At 58.3% G+C, this 17,019-nt stretch carries 14 protein-coding genes; 1 reads left to right on the top strand and 13 read right to left on the bottom strand.

Annotation, left to right across the window (positions count from 1 at the left end):
* Positions 1–146: 146 nt before the first annotated feature.
* Positions 147–1,652 (bottom strand): tRNA (N6-isopentenyl adenosine(37)-C2)-methylthiotransferase MiaB, encoded by a 1,506-nt coding sequence (miaB, locus tag I6I94_RS02975; RefSeq protein WP_037233184.1) that lies wholly within the window; start codon positions 1,650–1,652, stop codon positions 147–149.
* A 40-nt stretch (positions 1,653–1,692) separates the two neighbouring features.
* Here miaB and I6I94_RS02980 point away from each other — a divergent pair, with 40 nt between their 5' ends.
* Entirely contained in the window at positions 1,693–3,003 is a 1,311-nt protein-coding gene (locus I6I94_RS02980; RefSeq protein WP_236588914.1) for a hypothetical protein, read from the top strand.
* 37 nt (positions 3,004–3,040) lie between these two features.
* On the opposite strand, the gene I6I94_RS02985 is transcribed toward I6I94_RS02980, so the two are convergent.
* The 12 genes from I6I94_RS02985 to dapB form a co-directional block, all read right to left on the bottom strand.
* Positions 3,041–4,072 (bottom strand): DNA glycosylase AlkZ-like family protein, encoded by a 1,032-nt coding sequence (locus I6I94_RS02985; RefSeq protein WP_236588915.1) that lies wholly within the window; start codon positions 4,070–4,072, stop codon positions 3,041–3,043.
* Between the two features lie 17 nt (positions 4,073–4,089).
* The gene (locus I6I94_RS02990; protein WP_236588916.1) at positions 4,090–5,340 is read right to left on the bottom strand and encodes a regulatory protein RecX; all 1,251 of its coding nucleotides are present in this window, start codon (positions 5,338–5,340) and stop codon (positions 4,090–4,092) included.
* A gap of 125 nt (positions 5,341–5,465) precedes the next feature.
* Positions 5,466–6,575 (bottom strand): recombinase RecA, encoded by a 1,110-nt coding sequence (recA, locus tag I6I94_RS02995; RefSeq protein ID WP_094758297.1) that lies wholly within the window; start codon positions 6,573–6,575, stop codon positions 5,466–5,468.
* Between the two features lie 283 nt (positions 6,576–6,858).
* On the bottom strand, positions 6,859–7,080 hold the full coding sequence (locus tag I6I94_RS03000) for a DUF3046 domain-containing protein (protein ID WP_006888983.1): 222 nt from the start codon (positions 7,078–7,080) through the stop codon (positions 6,859–6,861).
* Between the two features lie 162 nt (positions 7,081–7,242).
* Complete coding sequence (locus I6I94_RS03005) at positions 7,243–7,650, bottom strand: helix-turn-helix domain-containing protein (protein WP_126499766.1); 408 nt, start codon at positions 7,648–7,650, stop codon at positions 7,243–7,245.
* Between the two features lie 250 nt (positions 7,651–7,900).
* Positions 7,901–8,407, bottom strand: a complete 507-nt coding sequence (locus I6I94_RS03010) for a CinA family protein (RefSeq protein WP_006888958.1) — start codon at positions 8,405–8,407, stop codon at positions 7,901–7,903.
* A gap of 69 nt (positions 8,408–8,476) precedes the next feature.
* Positions 8,477–9,094, bottom strand: a complete 618-nt coding sequence (gene pgsA, locus I6I94_RS03015; protein WP_128087596.1) for a CDP-diacylglycerol--glycerol-3-phosphate 3-phosphatidyltransferase — start codon at positions 9,092–9,094, stop codon at positions 8,477–8,479.
* Positions 9,095–9,295: 201 nt separating this feature from the next.
* Complete coding sequence (locus I6I94_RS03020; protein WP_128087595.1) at positions 9,296–12,370, bottom strand: FtsK/SpoIIIE family DNA translocase; 3,075 nt, start codon at positions 12,368–12,370, stop codon at positions 9,296–9,298.
* Between the two features lie 150 nt (positions 12,371–12,520).
* A complete protein-coding gene (locus I6I94_RS03025; RefSeq protein ID WP_037233211.1) occupies positions 12,521–14,239 on the bottom strand; it encodes a ribonuclease J in 1,719 nt (572 codons plus the stop codon).
* Between the two features lie 184 nt (positions 14,240–14,423).
* The gene (gene dapA, locus I6I94_RS03030; RefSeq protein WP_232617575.1) at positions 14,424–15,293 is read right to left on the bottom strand and encodes a 4-hydroxy-tetrahydrodipicolinate synthase; all 870 of its coding nucleotides are present in this window, start codon (positions 15,291–15,293) and stop codon (positions 14,424–14,426) included.
* A 198-nt stretch (positions 15,294–15,491) separates the two neighbouring features.
* Positions 15,492–16,145 (bottom strand): hypothetical protein, encoded by a 654-nt coding sequence (locus tag I6I94_RS03035; protein ID WP_201620861.1) that lies wholly within the window; start codon positions 16,143–16,145, stop codon positions 15,492–15,494.
* Entirely contained in the window at positions 16,142–16,903 is a 762-nt protein-coding gene (dapB, locus tag I6I94_RS03040) for a 4-hydroxy-tetrahydrodipicolinate reductase (protein WP_094758334.1), read from the bottom strand. Before dapB ends, I6I94_RS03035 begins: the two co-directional genes overlap by 4 nt.
* Positions 16,904–17,019: the final 116 nt, after the last annotated feature.

The following is a 17,019-nucleotide window of genomic DNA, read 5'->3' on the forward strand; positions in this document are numbered from 1 at the left end:
CCGAGAAACCATTATGAGTGATATAAAACACAAGGTGGAGCAGATTAGGCTCCACCTCGTGAACAGAAAGGATGTACTTATATACTACCGGCAGTTCGGCCACCGGATCAGGAACGACACTCCCACAATGTGGGGGCTGAGCCGCCTTACTTCGGGCCGATAGTGGGCATACCAAGCCCCACCGGGCCGCCCGAAACTTGGGTAGTTCCGGCACCGCAGGATTCGGCCTGCGAACGGTCCCAGGCGTCCCCGGCGCGAGTGCGGCGAAGCTGATACTGCTCAGCGGTGGGATCTGAAATCAGATGGAATGACCCTGCTTCAGTGATAGGAACGGTCACCATGTCTCCAGGGCGAGGCTTTTCGCATCCAGCGGGCACCGAAAAATGTACGAGGCGCTGATCCGGTCCGCGGCCCGCCAGACGATGCGTCTGCTGCGCTTTACGTCCAGACTCGGCGACAACCATCAGCTCGACAGTCTTGCCCAACTGTTTACGGTTCTCTTCGCCCGCAATACGGTCCTGCAGAGCCACTAGGCGTTCGTAGCGCTCCTGCACAACATCTTTTGGAATCTGGTTTTCCATAGTTGCCGCCGGGGTGCCGGGGCGAATCGAGTACTGGAAGGTAAACGCTGATGAGAACCGCGCCTGCTCCACTACGTTCAGCGTATCCTGGAAGTCTTCTTCACTCTCACCGGGGAACCCCACGATAATATCGGTGGTAATGACAGCGTGCGGAATGCGCTCGCGCACCTTCTCTAAAATGCCCAAGAATTTCTTGGATCGGTATGAGCGGCGCATGTCTTTGAGCACCTTATCCGATCCCGATTGAAGCGGCATATGCAGAACAGGCATGACGTTCGGGGTCTCTGCCATCGCTTCTATCACATCGTCGGTGAACATAGCCGGATGCGGTGAGGTGAACCGTACTCGTTCCAGCCCCTCAATATCACCGCAGGCGCGCAATAGTTTAGAGAATGCCTGACGGTCCCCAAATTCCACGCCGTAGGAGTTCACGTTCTGCCCCAGCAGAGTTACTTCGATCGCGCCGTCATCGACGAGCGCTTGAACTTCGGCAAGGATATCACCGGGTCGACGATCTTTCTCTTTACCGCGCAGTGACGGCACGATGCAGAAGGTACAGGTGTTGTTGCATCCTACAGAGATTGACACCCAGCCCGAGTACACATGATCGCGTTTCGTGGGCAGGGTCGAGGGGAACACCTCAAGCGATTCAAGCAGTTCCGCCTGCGCCTCATGATTGTGGCGGGCGCGTTCAAGGAGCGTGGGGAGCGAGCCAATATTGTGGGTGCCGAACACGACATCCACCCAGGGGGCTTTTTCGATAATGGTGTTCTGGTCTTTTTGAGCCAGGCACCCACCCACAGCAATCTGCATGCCTTCGTGGCGTCGCTTCACAGAGGCCAACTGCCCCAAATGCCCGTAGAGACGGTTCGATGCGTTCTCGCGCACCGCGCAAGTGTTAAACACCACGAGGTCAGGCTCTTCACCTTCAGCGGCACGCACATACCCGCTCGCCTCCAGAAGGCCCGCCATCCGCTCGGAATCGTGCACATTCATCTGACAGCCAAATGTGCGCACTTCGTAGGTGCGTAGGCTGGTTTGAGGGGATTCTGTGGTTTCGCTGATGGTCATGCTCACGCCTTTAGGGTAACGGATGGGGGATAATGGCTCTATGCAGGTACCCCTTAGTAATTCTTCAACCGGTGACTCAATGGCCCCCGACTCTATAGAAAGTATAGTGACCGGGCTGATCGAATCAGCCATCGACACCTACTCCCCCGCAAAAAACCACGCCCCCGCCGATTCCGGTACCTTCCGCGAGGACGCCGCACAAGCCATCCTCTGGGCCTGTTCCCTGGCAGTCTTCACAGGCAGGGAGCCGCTTGCCGTGACCATTTTGGGTACCGGTATGCGTTCGGTGGTGCTGCGGGTGCGGTACGAGGCAGCGGGTGATGCCCCCTCCACTATGATTCTAAAATGGTACCGGCGGCAGGATTCGGCGAAAAACTCGGGTGGTTTCGGGTACCTGCGGGAACGTCACGGGCTGGTGGCTCTTGGGGAGCTGGCCCCCGGGGTGTTCCCCCACCTCTACGGCGCCGACAATGCCCTGCGGTGCGTGGCCCTCGAAGACGTGGCGTTTGCCGACGCCCGTGCCGTGGGTGATGCGCTCCTGCCAAGCACAGCCCAAACCCCACCCGGATATCTCGCGTTCGCAGTAGACTCATACCTGTCCGTGTGGAACGCACTAGCGGAAGCGGGAGTCATGCCCCGCGCCGTTGAACGGTACCGTAAAGCACTGGCGAAGGCAGACCGGAAAGCTCAGCACCCCGGTGCTATGCCCTCCCCCGCGCTCGCTGAGAACGGGTTAGCGTCGCTATACCCCGAGGCTGACGGGTTGCAGGTTCCCGAAGACGTTGAGCTTGAGGAACTGGGTGAACAGCAGCAGACGCTCATCGAAATGGCCTACCGGTTTCGCCGCGTGGTTCAGCCGTTTTTTACGAAACGCCCCCCGGTGCCTGAGCAGTTCACGCTGAACCGCGGGCAGGTGTACATGTTCTCTTCGGGAGATTTTTCCCCTCACAATGTGCTGTTTGGTTCGGCGCGAGATACGGTGCGGGCTTTCGACGCGGAAGGGGCGTGCATCCACCACCGGGGGTTCCCCTTTGTGGAGGCGATGCTGGGGTTCCCGTCCTCACCGGGGTACCCGAATTATGAGGTGAACCGGGAACGTACCGTACCCCGCCTCTTCGCGGCGCTCTTTGGGGACACCCCATTGGATACGCACCTAGCGGAAGATCTGGCGGTATGCGCCGCCGTGACAGCCTGCACCCTCATGGAGCTGTACTCTCACGGCGAGCGCGCCCATCTGCTGGGGCGTATCCGGCGGCAAAGTGCCGAGCTGATGATGCTGCTCCTACGCACCGGAGATTCGAAGGATACGGCGCTGGTTGATCTGGCCAAACGCCTGGGGAATGTCAAATAGGCAGAAGATGCTGCTGGACCTCTGAGGCTGATGGCACTTATGTGCTGGCTCGCCCGGTTGCCTCACCGGCGGCAAGCGTAAAATCCCAGCTCATTCCGTTCCAGGTGAGAACCTGCGGACGCAGTTCCTCACGCAATGCAAAACTCTTATCGGCGTACCCCAGCAGATACTCGTCGAAGGCCGGGAGACTAAGCTCGCGGTTGAGCGCATCTCTGAGCTCCGAACGGGTAACGCCTTCTTGCCAGGAACCTACCGCATATTCTTGTCCACCCAGCACAATAGTCTGGGTACGGCGAGCATGTTTAAATGCATACCGGGCATCGGTTATTGTAATCCCAGCCCACCAGCGCAGATCCTCCGCGGTCACTGGCCCGTGACCGCATATATAACGTGTACCCAGTTCAGCCAGTGCCTGTTTTCGCTCGTATTTTGTGCGGGGCACAGGTATGGAGTCACGGTGCACGAAGCTTTCTTCTTTTTCCCGAAGCGGCCCCTGGAGAACCGTGCCCTCACCGCCGTAGAGTCGAATGAGGTGGCTGCGCCGCGATCTTGGCCCGCTATAGCCGTATTCGCACAGAATGGTGTAGAGATCAGTGCGGGTGAGCGGCTCAAGATGTCCCCTGGTTTGTAAAGCGTCATGAAGGTGCTCACGCCACCGTTCGAAGTCTTTGAGCGTAAAGTTACATTGACGCATATAGGCGGGCTGAGGCTTCGCGCCTCGGCCGGCGACAGCAGCATACAGCGAATCTGCACTATTGAGAGTCAAAAAGTGGAGTGTCCCGCGCATGGGCCACGAACGCACAATGCTGTAGTCGTGAATGCCTTCAAGAACTGTGTCAGTACTGCACCCAGCTCGTAGCGCAATGGCGCGCACACCGGCGTTATAGTTTTGCCCCTGAACAGCGTAGAGATGGTCTAAGGCATATACCGCAGCGTTCGTCTCTTGCCGCAGAGTGTCAGCGTCTACCCCTATATCGCGATGCGCTGCGCTTGGGGCGAGGAGCTGGGCGATCATACGCCTGGCACGAAGTTCTTGTAACGGCTGCATAGATGATCTCGTATCGGTCACGGCTCTTGTGAGACAGCTCAGCTGTCTTCTTCCCACTCGCTGCAGTACCTCTCGATTTCTTCTTTCACCACCGAGAAAGCCACCGACGAAGAATACCCGCGGCGGGCTAGCATTCCTACCAGGCGACGCATGATTTTCTCCTTCTCGGTACGGTCTGAGAAGTTCATGGCGGGCCGCAGTTTTTTGCGCACTAATTCGGCGGCGTCACGGCGTTCGTCCTCATCGGTGCGTGCAGCAAGTGCCTCTTCGGCAAGGTCGCCGGTAATTCCTCGCTCTTTGAGCTCACGGCGCAGGGCGCTTCGGGAAAGCTTTTTGCCTGTGCCTCGCTGGGTTACGAAGGAACGCGCGTACTCGGCGTCATCAATCAGGTGCGCCGCCTCAAATTTGTCGAGGAGTGGTTCGATCAGCTCAGCCTCAAACCCTTTAGATTCCAGTTTTTTGTGCAGCTGCGCGCGGGATTTCGCCGAATACGCCAGCTGGTTATAGACAATGGTTTTCGCCCGCGTATATGGGTCTGTTTCTTCTCGACGTGCTTGAGTGCTCGCGGCGCGCCCACGAGTCCCAGGGATTTTCTGGTTTTCTTCCGCCGCGATACCCCGAATGAGTGTCTCCTCTTCGGGGGTGAGTGCATCGTTTAAGGCGCTCCCTTCACGGAAAAGACGCCGGGTTCCAGCTTTTTGCTGCGGGTTGTGGGTGCGTGAATTTTCCTGTTCTGACGAGCGTTGAGCCCCGATCGCTGGGGCGAACGGAGAGTTGTTATTGCGGGGGCGACGGAACCCTTTTTTCCTGTCGGGATTATAACGGCGGGCCGTGCGTGCTGGCTGACTGGTATTTTCTGCCTTGTGCGTCCTGCCCGCAGAACGCGCCGCAGGGCGTGAGGTATTGTCTGTTCCCACCCCCGGTGCTGTCTCTTCTGCTGGGGTAGTATGCGGAGGTATTGCGTCAGCAGATAATGTGCTTGGGCCGATGCCCGAACCTATACCCAGTGCATCTTCGTCAATCCCAAGGGCGGCCGGGTGCCACTCAGGAAAGTCTGTGCTCTGGTGAGCCCTCTGGCTGTTCGGTTTCTCTTCCCGCTGCTTTTCGTTATCGTTCTGGCGGAGACCCGGAGTGTCTGAGGGAGGCTCCGGAGTGTTTTTCACCTCAGCATTCCCCCACCATTGGGCAGGCGGGGTGGGTTTTGAATGCTGCTGCGGCCGCTGCTTTTGTGCACGGTCGGAGGCCAGCAGAGGGTTCTCGCCCCAGGCGTCCGCTAACCAGTCGCTCATTCGTTTCCTTTCCCACACCCTGTAATGTTTAGTTCCTGCTGAATACCATGATGTCTTTACAGCACTTATGCGGTGTGTGCCGCGTACCCTGATGCGGGTTACGCGGCACACGCTCGGCATACTTATTAGATTTCCTCAGCGATTTCGTCCAAGGGATCAACCTCGGGGGCGGCACCGGCCTCCTCAGCGGTTTCCTCTTCCTCAGGCTCGATAACTCCCAGTTTCACCAGTACCTTGTACTGCAGTTCTTCGGTGAGTTCGGGGTTGTCCTTGAGCAGTTTACGCACGTTCTCACGTCCCTGCCCCAGCTGCTCCCCTTCATAGGTGAACCAGGCACCGGATTTCTTCACAATATCGTGTTCCACCGCCAAGTCAAGAATGCCGCCTTCAACCGAGATACCTTCACCGTAGAGAATGTCGAACTCAGCCTGTTTGAAGGGCGGGGCCATCTTATTCTTCACAATCTTGGCACGCGTGCGGTTACCAATCGGGTTTGCGCCATCTTTGAGGGTCTCGATACGGCGAATATCAATACGTACTGAAGCATAGAACTTCAAGGCTTTACCGCCGGTGGTGGTCTCGGGGGACCCAAAGAACACGCCGATTTTTTCACGGAGCTGGTTAATGAAGATGGCGGTGGTGCCGGTTGCTGACAGGCGCCCGGTAATCTTGCGCAGCGCCTGACTCATGAGGCGTGCCTGCAGACCTACATGCGAGTCACCCATATCGCCTTCAATCTCGGCGCGCGGGACCAATGCTGCAACAGAGTCCACCACAATAATGTCGATGGCGCCGGAGCCAACCAGCATATCCATAATCTCAAGCGCCTGCTCACCGGTATCCGGCTGGGAGACCAGCAAGGCATCAGTATCAACACCCAATTTAGCTGCGTACACCGGGTCAAGTGCGTGCTCGGCGTCAATAAATGCAGCCACCCCGCCAGCTTTCTGTGCGTTCGCTACAGCGTGAAGTGCCACAGTGGTTTTACCGGAGGATTCAGGGCCGTACACCTCAATAACACGCCCGCGCGGCAAACCACCGATGCCCAGAGCCGCATCTAGAGCGATGGCGCCGGTGGGGATTACTTCAGTCTTAGTGGTTTCTTTATCCCCTAGGCGCATCACGGCACCCTTACCGTAGTTCTTATCGATTTTCGCCATGACGGCTTCGATAGCCTTGGCGCGGCCCTCCTCGGGAACGCGGGATACGCTCTCAGCTTTGTTGTTCTTTGCCACGGTTGTTACCTCGTTTTCTCTGCGTGGTTCTAACACTTATGGGGATGCTGGTTATCCCCTTCGTGCACCACTGTAGGGGCCGCCCCTGACGGTTTAAGACCGGTTTGCGGATTTTGTGGATAAGTCCGTCAAAAGGTCTGCAAAAATTTCTTCGTGGATAAGCCTACCATGTATCGAACAAAATTTCTAGAAAATAGCACAGGCTTTCGATAAGGAGTACAGTACCCCTATATTGCGCTACATTCAGCCCACCCCACAATGCCGCCAAAACGCCGCCTCGCCTCTAACTACTTGGCTTAATATCCGGCCCCAGCCTGCGCTCTAAGGGAATGTCTTGCGTATCGCAAATCGCCAGCCACACACGGCGCGGATCAACGCCTTTTTCCAGAGCCTCCAAGGCGGTCAGCTGCCCCAACTGCCCCAGCACCAGGTCTGCGGCAAGCACCCGGGCGTACCCCCGACCGAATTCATGCTCCATACACAGCCAAAATTCACTCAGCTTCACGCGGATCTCCTCATCCCACCGTCTACATGACAGACTATGACGCTTATAACCAGCACGCAGTGCCCAAAACCCACACCTGCTCGCGCACCCCACCTGCAAAACGGACACAAAGCGGGCGGGCCGCACACCCACCGGTGTACGACCCGCCCACAAGAGCCTCGTTTAGAGGGAAGCCATTGCGTAATCATTCCTGTACTGCTCGGCCAGCTCGGCGGGAACAGTATCGGGAACATGAACGCCCTCAAGAATAGCCATGCGGTCAGCGACCTCACGGAGCATCTGGTACATAGGGGTCTCCAAAGCCTGGCAAATCCACGCTAGAAGCTCGGATGACGCCTCCTTCTGACCGCGCTCTACCTCACTGAGGTAGCCAAGAGAAACACGTGCACGCTGGGACACCTCACGCAGGGTACGGCCCTGGCGCTGACGGATATCGCGCAAAACCTCGCCGATAGCCTGACGGAGGGGAACCACCTTCGCCTCCTCAACGGCGGGAGCCGCTTTCTTAGGTGTGGCGTCTACTTCCTTCCACCTGGTAATACCATTGATTGAAACGCGCTGCTTGGTCATGCCTTGTTCTCCTATTGCGTAGTTGCACCCGACACGCGGGTATGTACTCGATTAAGCCTAACCTATTTTTCGCTTCAAGGCTAGAGAACCTCTCTCATTTGGCTTGTAACTATTCAAACTCATAAAACTGTGCGGTTATTCCCACTGAGCTGAATAGCAGCTGAGAGCCCCCTAAAGCTTTACTTAGAAAGTTTACACTCCGCCTTATCCTACCCCACGAACACCAGAAATAGCTACCCGAATACCGCAGCTAGGCCGATGCCACCGCCTGCAGAAGCAGGATCGCATCATAGGTGGCCTGAGCCCGAATCTGCGCTCGATCCCCCGTATAATGCCGTTCATGCGCCGCCGACCCGGCGGGGCCGAACACACCAATAAATACCGTCCCCACCGGTTTACCATCATGAGGCTCAGGACCCGCCACCCCGGTTGTTGACACCCCGTAATCGGCCCCGCACACTCGAGCCGTACCGGCAGCCATCTGCACGGCGACCTCAGCATCCACCGAACCGCACCGCTCTAACAGCCCCCTATCCACCCCAAGCACAGCTGCTTTGACTGCGCTCGCATACGAAATAACACCGCCCAAATAATACTCGGAAGCCCCCGCAATAGTGCAGATAGCCCCGCCTACGTCCCCACCTGTTAGGGACTCAGCGGTGGCAACTGTTCGCCCAGTCCCTGCCAAAGCATCATGCAGAGAACGGGCAGCCTCCTCAACTTCAGTTGGCCCCACCATGCGAATACCCTCACCCATCATGCACCTTTCTCTGCCTATGTTCTGCTGACTGCACCCCTGATACCGCAGCAGCCCGTGCTGCCCCTTTTAGTCCTTATTTTGCTGAGCTAACCAGTTTTTACGCAGCTCACGCGCATCACGAACATACACCAGCCCGGTCCACACGGTAATCGCAGTGACCGCCGCCATCAGCGCCCACCCGGGGATTAACCACGCCGTGCCCCACAGCCCCAGCGGCACAAGCATCACCACTAGCGCCACGGTCTGCAGCACAGTCTTCACCTTACCGCCCTTACTCGCAGCCATCACGCCGTACTTAATCACGAACAGGCGCATCACGGTAATACCCCACTCACGAACCAGAATCACCGCAGTCACCCACCACCACAGCTCCCCCAGCCATGAAAGCGTTATAAAAGCCGCACCGGTGAGTAGCTTATCGGCGATAGGGTCCGCGATCTTCCCGAAACTGGTAATGAGCTGACGCGAACGTGCCAAGTAGCCATCCGCCCAGTCCGTAATCATTGCGGCAACAAAAAGTGCCAGCGCCGCCCACCGCGCACCTAAACTATCGGCGCCATAGACGCCTCCCGCAATAAGAGCCACTACGAAAAACGGCACCATCACAATACGAACCACCGTCAACGCATTCGGCAAATTCCAGTTAGATGCGGTAGGTGCGGCGCCACCGGCCTGTTCGCTCATGCTCTATCGCTCCGTACTCGTCGTGTTCCCGGCCCCATACCGGGCAAGTCCCTCCATTATAGAATGCACCCGCCCCACAGGAACTGCGCGAAAAACCGCACACAAGAAACCGTGCGCACCGTAAACCTGCTGGTTACGGTGCGCACGGCGCATACTCTATAGTTTTTACAGCAAGACAACGGCTCAACGCCCGCCGGACCCCTACCGCCCGGTCAGCTGCCAGGCGTCCTCAGATTGTTCATCCTCACCGTCGAAATAGTCAGCAGCCGGCTCACCGGCATCCACCGCATTGGCGTACGGGTCGGGGCTGGCCTCCGGCTCGGCGGCCGGTTCTGGAACATCCTCGCCACGGATACGCGCCAACGTCAGCTGCAGGTCGTCCGGACGCACCAGTACGTCACGCGCCTTCGAACCCTCTGAGGGACCCACCACGCCCTGGGATTCCAGCAGGTCCATAATGCGCCCCGCCTTCGCAAATCCCATCCGCAGTTTACGCTGCAGCATAGAGGTAGAACCGAACTGGGTGCTAATCACCAGCTCCGCTGCGCGCAGCAGATCGTCCAGGTCGTCACCGATCTCCTCATCAATCTGACGTTTCGATGCGGCAGAGACCACGTCCTCACGGTACACGGTCGGGGCCTGCTGCTTCACGTGCTCAACCACCTCGTGAATCTCTGACTCAGACACCCAAGCACCCTGCACACGCAGCGGCTTTGAGGCACCCATCGGCAAGAACAGGGCGTCGCCCTGGCCGATCAGCTTCTCCGCACCGGGCTGATCCAGCACCACACGCGAATCCGTCACCGAAGAGGTCGCAAACGCCATACGTGAAGGGACGTTCGCCTTAATTAGGCCCGTCACCACATCCACTGAAGGCCGCTGGGTGGCCAGCACCAGGTGAATACCGGCGGCGCGAGCCAGCTGGGTAATACGCACGATTGCCTCTTCAACATCGCGCGGGGCGACCATCATCAAATCGGCGAGCTCGTCCACAATCACCAGCAGGTACGGGTACTCGTGGATGGTACGTTTACTGCCGGGCTCAGGCTGAACCTTGCCCTCACGCACCGCCTTATTGAAATCATCCACATGTTTAAACCCGTAATGCGCCAGGTCATCGTAGCGGGCGTCCATCTCACGAACCACCCACTGCAGGGCCTCAGCAGCCTTCTTTGGGTTCGTAATAATGGGGGTAATCAGGTGCGGGATACCCTCATAGGCGGTCAGCTCCACACGTTTAGGGTCCACCATCACCAGGCGCACCTGGTCCGGGGTGGAACGCATCAAAATAGAGGTGATCATTGAGTTCACAAACGAAGACTTACCGGCACCGGTTGCACCCGCCACCAGCATATGCGGCATCTTCGCCAAATTCGCCAGCACGAAACCGCCCTCAACGTCCTTACCCACGCCCATCACCATCGGATGCGGGTTCGAATGCGCCTGCGGGCAGCGGAGCACATCACCTAACGCAACCGTCTCACGGTCGGTATTGGGAATCTCAATACCGATCGCCGATTTACCGGGGATGGGTGAGAGGATACGCACCTCTTCAGACGCCACCGCATAGGCGATGTTCTTGCTCAACGCCGTCACACGCTCAACTTTCGTGCCGGGGCTCAGCTCAATCTCATAACGGGTCACGGTCGGCCCGCGCGAGAACCCAGTAACCTGCGCATCCACCTTGAACTGCTCCAACACGCTCGTGAGCGCCTGAACCACCTGCTCGTTCACTTCGGAGGATTCCTTCGCGGGCGGGCCTGCGATCAGCATCTGCTCAGACGGCAAGGTGTAGTTACCTCGCGAAGATTCCACAGTCTGCGCCGGGCGGGCCTGCTCAGTCTGCGCCACACGAGTGTTATTCTGCAGCGGGCGGGATACGCCTGTCCCGCCGGATGCAGGCTTCACGGGTGCGCTCGCTGCGGCGGCAGGGACCGCGCCTTCAGGTGCACGCCCCTGACTAGGCCGCTCCTGCACGGAAGGTTGGGGCTTCGTCTGGGCCGCTGGCTTCTGCGGCTGCTCGTACGCCTCCACATCAAAGAGGGTGGCCTCATTCGGGTTCACTCGCCCATGCTCCACGGCCGCCTGCTGCACCTGGTTCAGGCGCGTGGCGGGGGCGTTTGAGGCCTCCACATCGAACGGGTCTGCTGAGGGCTGCTCACCCCCATGCGGGTAACCGGGCAGGCGGCTAAGCCGACCATTACCGTTACCGCGCTGTTTTTTCGTGGTCTGCTGCACCGGGTGCACGGCAGTAGCATCCGAATCGTGCGCCTCACCAGCACGGTCGGACGAAACAACGGGGCTCACAAACGCCTCATCGCCCGCATACTCGTCAAGCGAAGCATCCGTATCATTCTCGTTGCGAATAACCCCTAATGCGCCCAGCATCCGGGTCAAGAAACCCTGCTTCTTCTGGGGTGCGGTAGGCTCATCCCCATACAGGTAACTGCGGTCATGCTCCGCAGCCCCCAAATCAACAGTACGGGTCTCGGCGGTTCCAGAGCCCTCAGCGCGGGCAGATTCCCACGCAGGCCCGGGAGATTTCTCCCCCAGCACCAACCGCACCAGGTACACGATACGCGGTATCAGCTGACGCACCGTCGTACCGGTCAGTACCATCAGCCCCACCACAAACAGCACAAACAGCAGCAGCCACTCAAGGAACGGCACCTGGCCCACCACGCGCGAGAGCAAAACCCCCACGGTTGCGCCAATCACCCCACCGCCTGACCAGACTTTCTCGAAGCCGTCAGCGAAACTGGGGTACCCGGCAATATGGGCGAAGAAAAGTGAGGCTGTCACCAAGAGAACAAACAGCCCGAAAGTAACCCGGTTATTGCGCTGAACCCGCTCAGGGTCACGGAACACGCACCACGCCAGCACAAAACACAGCACTGGAACCAGCAGCGCCCCCTGCCCAAAAATACCGCCCAGCATCACGTGCCAGGCCGATAGCGGCCAGTGAATAATAGCCGGACCGGTCATGACCCTCCAGCTGTACCACTCCACCCCAGCAGTTATCAGGCCAAAAAGGGCGATAAAAAGAGCGCCGCCATCACGCCGCAGCTGCGGGTCAGAATCGGTACGTGCGGTTCCGATAGAACGCACAATACCGCCAAGGGCGTGCGCAATACTCAACCACACCGTAGAGACGAAACGGGTGAAAGCATTGGCGGGAACCTGATTCTGGCGCGCCGATGAGCTCCGGGAACGTGAAGAACCCGAAGTTTTCTTTTTGGCTGAGGTCGAGCGACCTTTAGAAGTCCGTGAAGCCATACTTACTAGAGTAACAACCTTCTCTCTCATTCATAGATTAACCGGCCGAAAAACCGCTGTACCATGCGGAACAACCGCATAAAGAACCTTGAAAGCGTAACGGGGCCAACCGAACACAGCGGTTGACCCCCATCACGGCGCATACACCGGCTACTTAGCGGCTTCCGGGCCGCTCTTGTGCTCCACCACAACGGGCACAATCATTGGCTTGCGGCGCAACCGGCGCGAAACCCAGGCGCCCAAGGTACGGCGCACAATCTGCTGCAGCTGCTGGGTGGTGTGAACCTTCTGCGGTGCGCGGTGAAGCGCATCCTCAAGGGCGGCGGTGATCTTCGGGGTAATTTCGTCAAACACCGAGTCGTCCTCAGCAATACCGCGCGCGTGAACATCCGGGCCAGTCACCACACGCTTCGCGGCACGGTCAATAACGCTCACCACCGAAACAAAACCTTCCTCACCAAGCACACGGCGGTCTTTCAGATCGTCCTCGGTGACTGCGCCCACGGAACGGCCATCCACGTACAGGTACTCGCAGGGCACCTCGCCCACAATGCGGGCCACCCCATCCTTCATATCGACCACAGTGCCGGATTCGCACAGCAGCACGTTCTCCGCAGGAACGCCGGTCTCCTGCGCCAGCTCGCCGTTAGCGATCAGGTGGCGTACCTCCCCGTGTACCGGCATCACATTCTTGGGTTTGAGGATGTTGTAGCAGTACAGCAGCTCCCCCGCGGCAGCATGCCCCGAAACGTGCACCTTCGCGTTACCCTTATGCACCACGTTCGCCCCCAGCTTCAGCAAGGCGTTAATAATACGGTACACACTGGTCTCGTTCCCCGGGATGAGGGAGGAAGCGAGCACAATCGTATCCCCTGGCTCAACCTGCACCTTATGGTCACCATTTGCCATACGGGACAGGGCAGCCATAGGCTCACCCTGCGAGCCGGTACACATCATCACAATCTCGTCGGGACGGTACTCGTCTACCTTTTTCAGGTCCACCAGGATACCCTCGGGAACCTTCAAATAACCAAGCTTCTCGGCGATCGTCATATTACGAACCATCGAGCGGCCCACCAGCACCACCTTGCGGCCGCGCTCGGCAGCAGCATCCAGAACCTGCTGCACACGGTGCACATGAGACGAGAACGATGCCACAATAATACGCCCGGTTGCGTCCCGGAACACGTTGGAAATAACGGGGCCAATATTCTTCTCGGTCGGGGTGAACCCGGGCACCTCGGCATTGGTGGAATCAGGCAGGAACAGGTCAATGCCTTCTTCACCCAACTTAGCGAAGTGGCGCAGATCGGTGATACGCCCATCCAGCGGCAACTGATCCATCTTAAAGTCGCCGGTGTGCAGCACGGTGCCAGCACCGGTGCGAATAAAGACCGCAAGGGCATCCGGGATAGAGTGATTCACCGCAATAAATTCGCACTCATACGGGCCGAAACGCTCCACCTGGTGTTCTTTCACCGCCAGCGTGTACGGCTTAATGCGGTGCTCGGCAAGTTTCGCCTCCACAAGGGCCAGGGTCAGCTCCGAGCCGATGAGGGGAATATCCGGGCGTTTTTTCAGCAGGTAAGGTACTGCACCGATATGGTCTTCATGCCCGTGAGTGAGCACCATGGCCACCACGTCGTCAATGCGCCCCACCACGTAACTCAAATCGGGCAGGATCAGATCAACACCGGGCTGTGACTCTTCGGGGAAAAGCACACCGCAGTCCACAATCAGCAGTTTGCCGTTAATTTCGTACACGGTCATATTGCGGCCGACCTCGCCCAGACCGCCAAGCGGCACCACTCGCAGGGTGTCTTTCTGCAACGGCGGAGGGGCGGGCAGATCCGCCTCGAATACGCTCAATCTATTCTCCTTTATAGGTTTTTACTGTTTTCTATTGTCTGTACTCATAGTTGCTTTGCTGCCTCTCTAACCTGTGCTGGCGGCCCGCTATCTTGGACACACCTGAATGCATCGAAACGGACCCGGCGTTCGCACCCCAATAGTGCAGGGTACTCACGCGGGCCCGTGAAGGAGACAGAATCAGCTAAGAATTCTGAATGCTGTGCGCAATGACCGAGTCACGCAAATCCGAACGCATCGCTTCCACCACGGCAGGTTCAGAAAGCACATGCGGCAGGCGCACCACAGGGGTGCCAAGAACACCCTGCCACGACAAAATCTGCTTAGCGGAGACGCACCCGGGGGCACGGCTCATTGTCGCACGCACGATCGGGGTCAGCAGGAGGTGAACACGCTGGGCAGTCACCAGATCCTGGGCTACGACCGCATCAATAAGTTCACGGAATAGCTGCGGGGCAACGTGCGCTGTAACAGATACCAGCCCGACGGCCCCCACCGACATCCAGGGCAGAGTTAAACCATCATCACCGCTGTAGTACTGCAAGTCTGTAGTTGCCATAACCTCGGACGCGGCGCCAAAGTCAGCTTTCGCGTCTTTGACCGCTACAATACTATCAATTTCTGCCATGCGGCGGTAGGTATCCGGCTCAATCGGAATGGCGGAGCGCCCGGGAATATCGTACACCATAATAGGCGTGTCAGAGGTTTTCGCCACCGCCTGATAGTGCGCAAACACGCCCGCCTGGGTGGGCTTATTGTAGTAGGGGGTAACTACCAGCAGCCCGTCCACGCCCACCTTATCGGCACGGCGAGCCAGCTCAATGGTGTGCGCAGTGTCATTCGAGCCAACACCCGCGACGATCTTAGCCCGGTGCCCCACGGCATCTTTGACGATCTGGAACACGCGTTCATTTTCATCATCAGTCATGGTCGAGTACTCGCCGGTGGTGCCGCACACCACTAGCCCGTCATGCCCATTGTCGACAAGGTACTCGGCTAACTTCACGGTCTGCGCCTCGTCCACGGAGCCGTCGGCGGCAAATGGGGTAACCATGGCGGTCAGCAGACGGCCAAAAATCGGTGTGGCGAACGTACCCTGGTTATGCGGGGTTTTCAGCCCGCCAGCACTGTTCACGGGACGGTTGGAGGTTTCGGTGTTCACTGCGCTATCAGACATACTAACTACCCTACTACTCCCAGCTTTATTTGTCGCGCGTCACGCCCACTTTTCTTATCCGTTACGGCAGGCGGGCTAAACCATAGGCTTGGCGGGCCGCCCCCGGTGCAGACTCACCGCGTTACGCATGGCGGCCCGGGCGCGTTTGCGCTCGCCGCACGCATCGTACATGCAGGAGAGATTAAACCAGCTGACACAGTCGTCAGGGGCGTCTTCAACGGCAAGCGCAAATTTCTCGAACTCCTGTGCGGCAGCGGACTTGTCCACCCGCCCCGAGGGGCTGCGCGGCAGGGTGTCTTCAGGGAGTTTACCGGCAGCAGCCAGCTCATCGGCGAGCTTCTGGATGCGTGCACCAAAAATAATTTCACGCACCAACGCCCACGCCCCCACCGCTGGCAACAGCAGCAGCCCAACCCCCAGAACAGTTCCCGCAATATTGCCTGAGACGATCAGCATCACCCCACGCTGTGCGGTAAAGAGCAGATACAACCCCAGTAGCGCTACGGTGAGAGCCGCGAAGGTTTTCCCTTTACCGCCAGCATCGACAACCAAGAATACACCGCTAAAGAGCAACACTCCCAGTATGAAAGCGCGGGCACCAAACGGCACGGGCAGCAACAGCACTGTAGCCGCTAAGAGGATGCAGGCGAGCGCACTCCAGAGCCGCAACGATAAAAAAAGTGAGCGGCGAGAGGAATCCGTGCCGGAAGAGGGCACAGGGGTGCTCATGAAAGCTCCAGGTAGTTATCCAGGCCCACGCTCAGCCCCGGGTGGGAGGCAACCTCTCGCACACCCAGCAGCACCCCGGGCATGAAGGAGGCACGGTCAAACGAGTCATGCCGGATCGTCAAAAGCTGCCCGGTGTCTCCCAACAGGATTTCCTGGTGAGCGACCATGCCCCGCAGCCGCACCGCGTGCACACTAATACCATCAATTTTTGCCCCGCGTGATCCTAGCGGGTCAGTTTCAGTCGCGTCGGGGGACGCCCCTACCCCGGCTGCTTCTCGAGCGGCAGCCACTTTCCGGGCGGTGTGTGCGGCGGTGCCGGAGGGCGCATCCACTTTATTTGGGTGGTGGATTTCAATGATTTCAGCCGATTCAAAATACCGGGCGGCTTTGGCCGCAAATTCGGTGGCGAGAATCGAGCCGATAGCGAAGTTAGGGGCGATGAGCACGCCCACACCGGGGTGCTCGCCCAGAAGCTGCTTCAGTGAGCTGAGCCGTTCTTCATCCCACCCGGTGGTTCCCACCACTGCGTGTATTCCGTGTTCCACAGCGAAACGCACATTTGCTTCAGTTGCGGTGGGCACGGTGAGGTCGATGATGACGTCGGCTTTAACATCAAGTAGTTTCGTGAGCGGGTCTGCGCTGCCCAGCGCTGCCACAAGGTCCATATCGGCGGCAGTATTAACCGCCCGCACGGCCTCAGAGCCCATGCGTCCTTTCGCACCGAGCACCGCCACGCGCCATATTTTATTAGTCGTCATCTCACCGGTATGTTGTACCACTGTCTACCTGCCTTGTTCCTTCTCTCACAGTATTTATGGGCGTTACCCAGGAAATACTGCACCCGTACCCTTAATATTTTTAATATTAGCCGTTA

Source organism: Rothia aeria (assembly GCF_016726365.1).
GTDB classification, from domain to species: Bacteria; Actinomycetota; Actinomycetes; order Actinomycetales; family Micrococcaceae; genus Rothia; species Rothia aeria.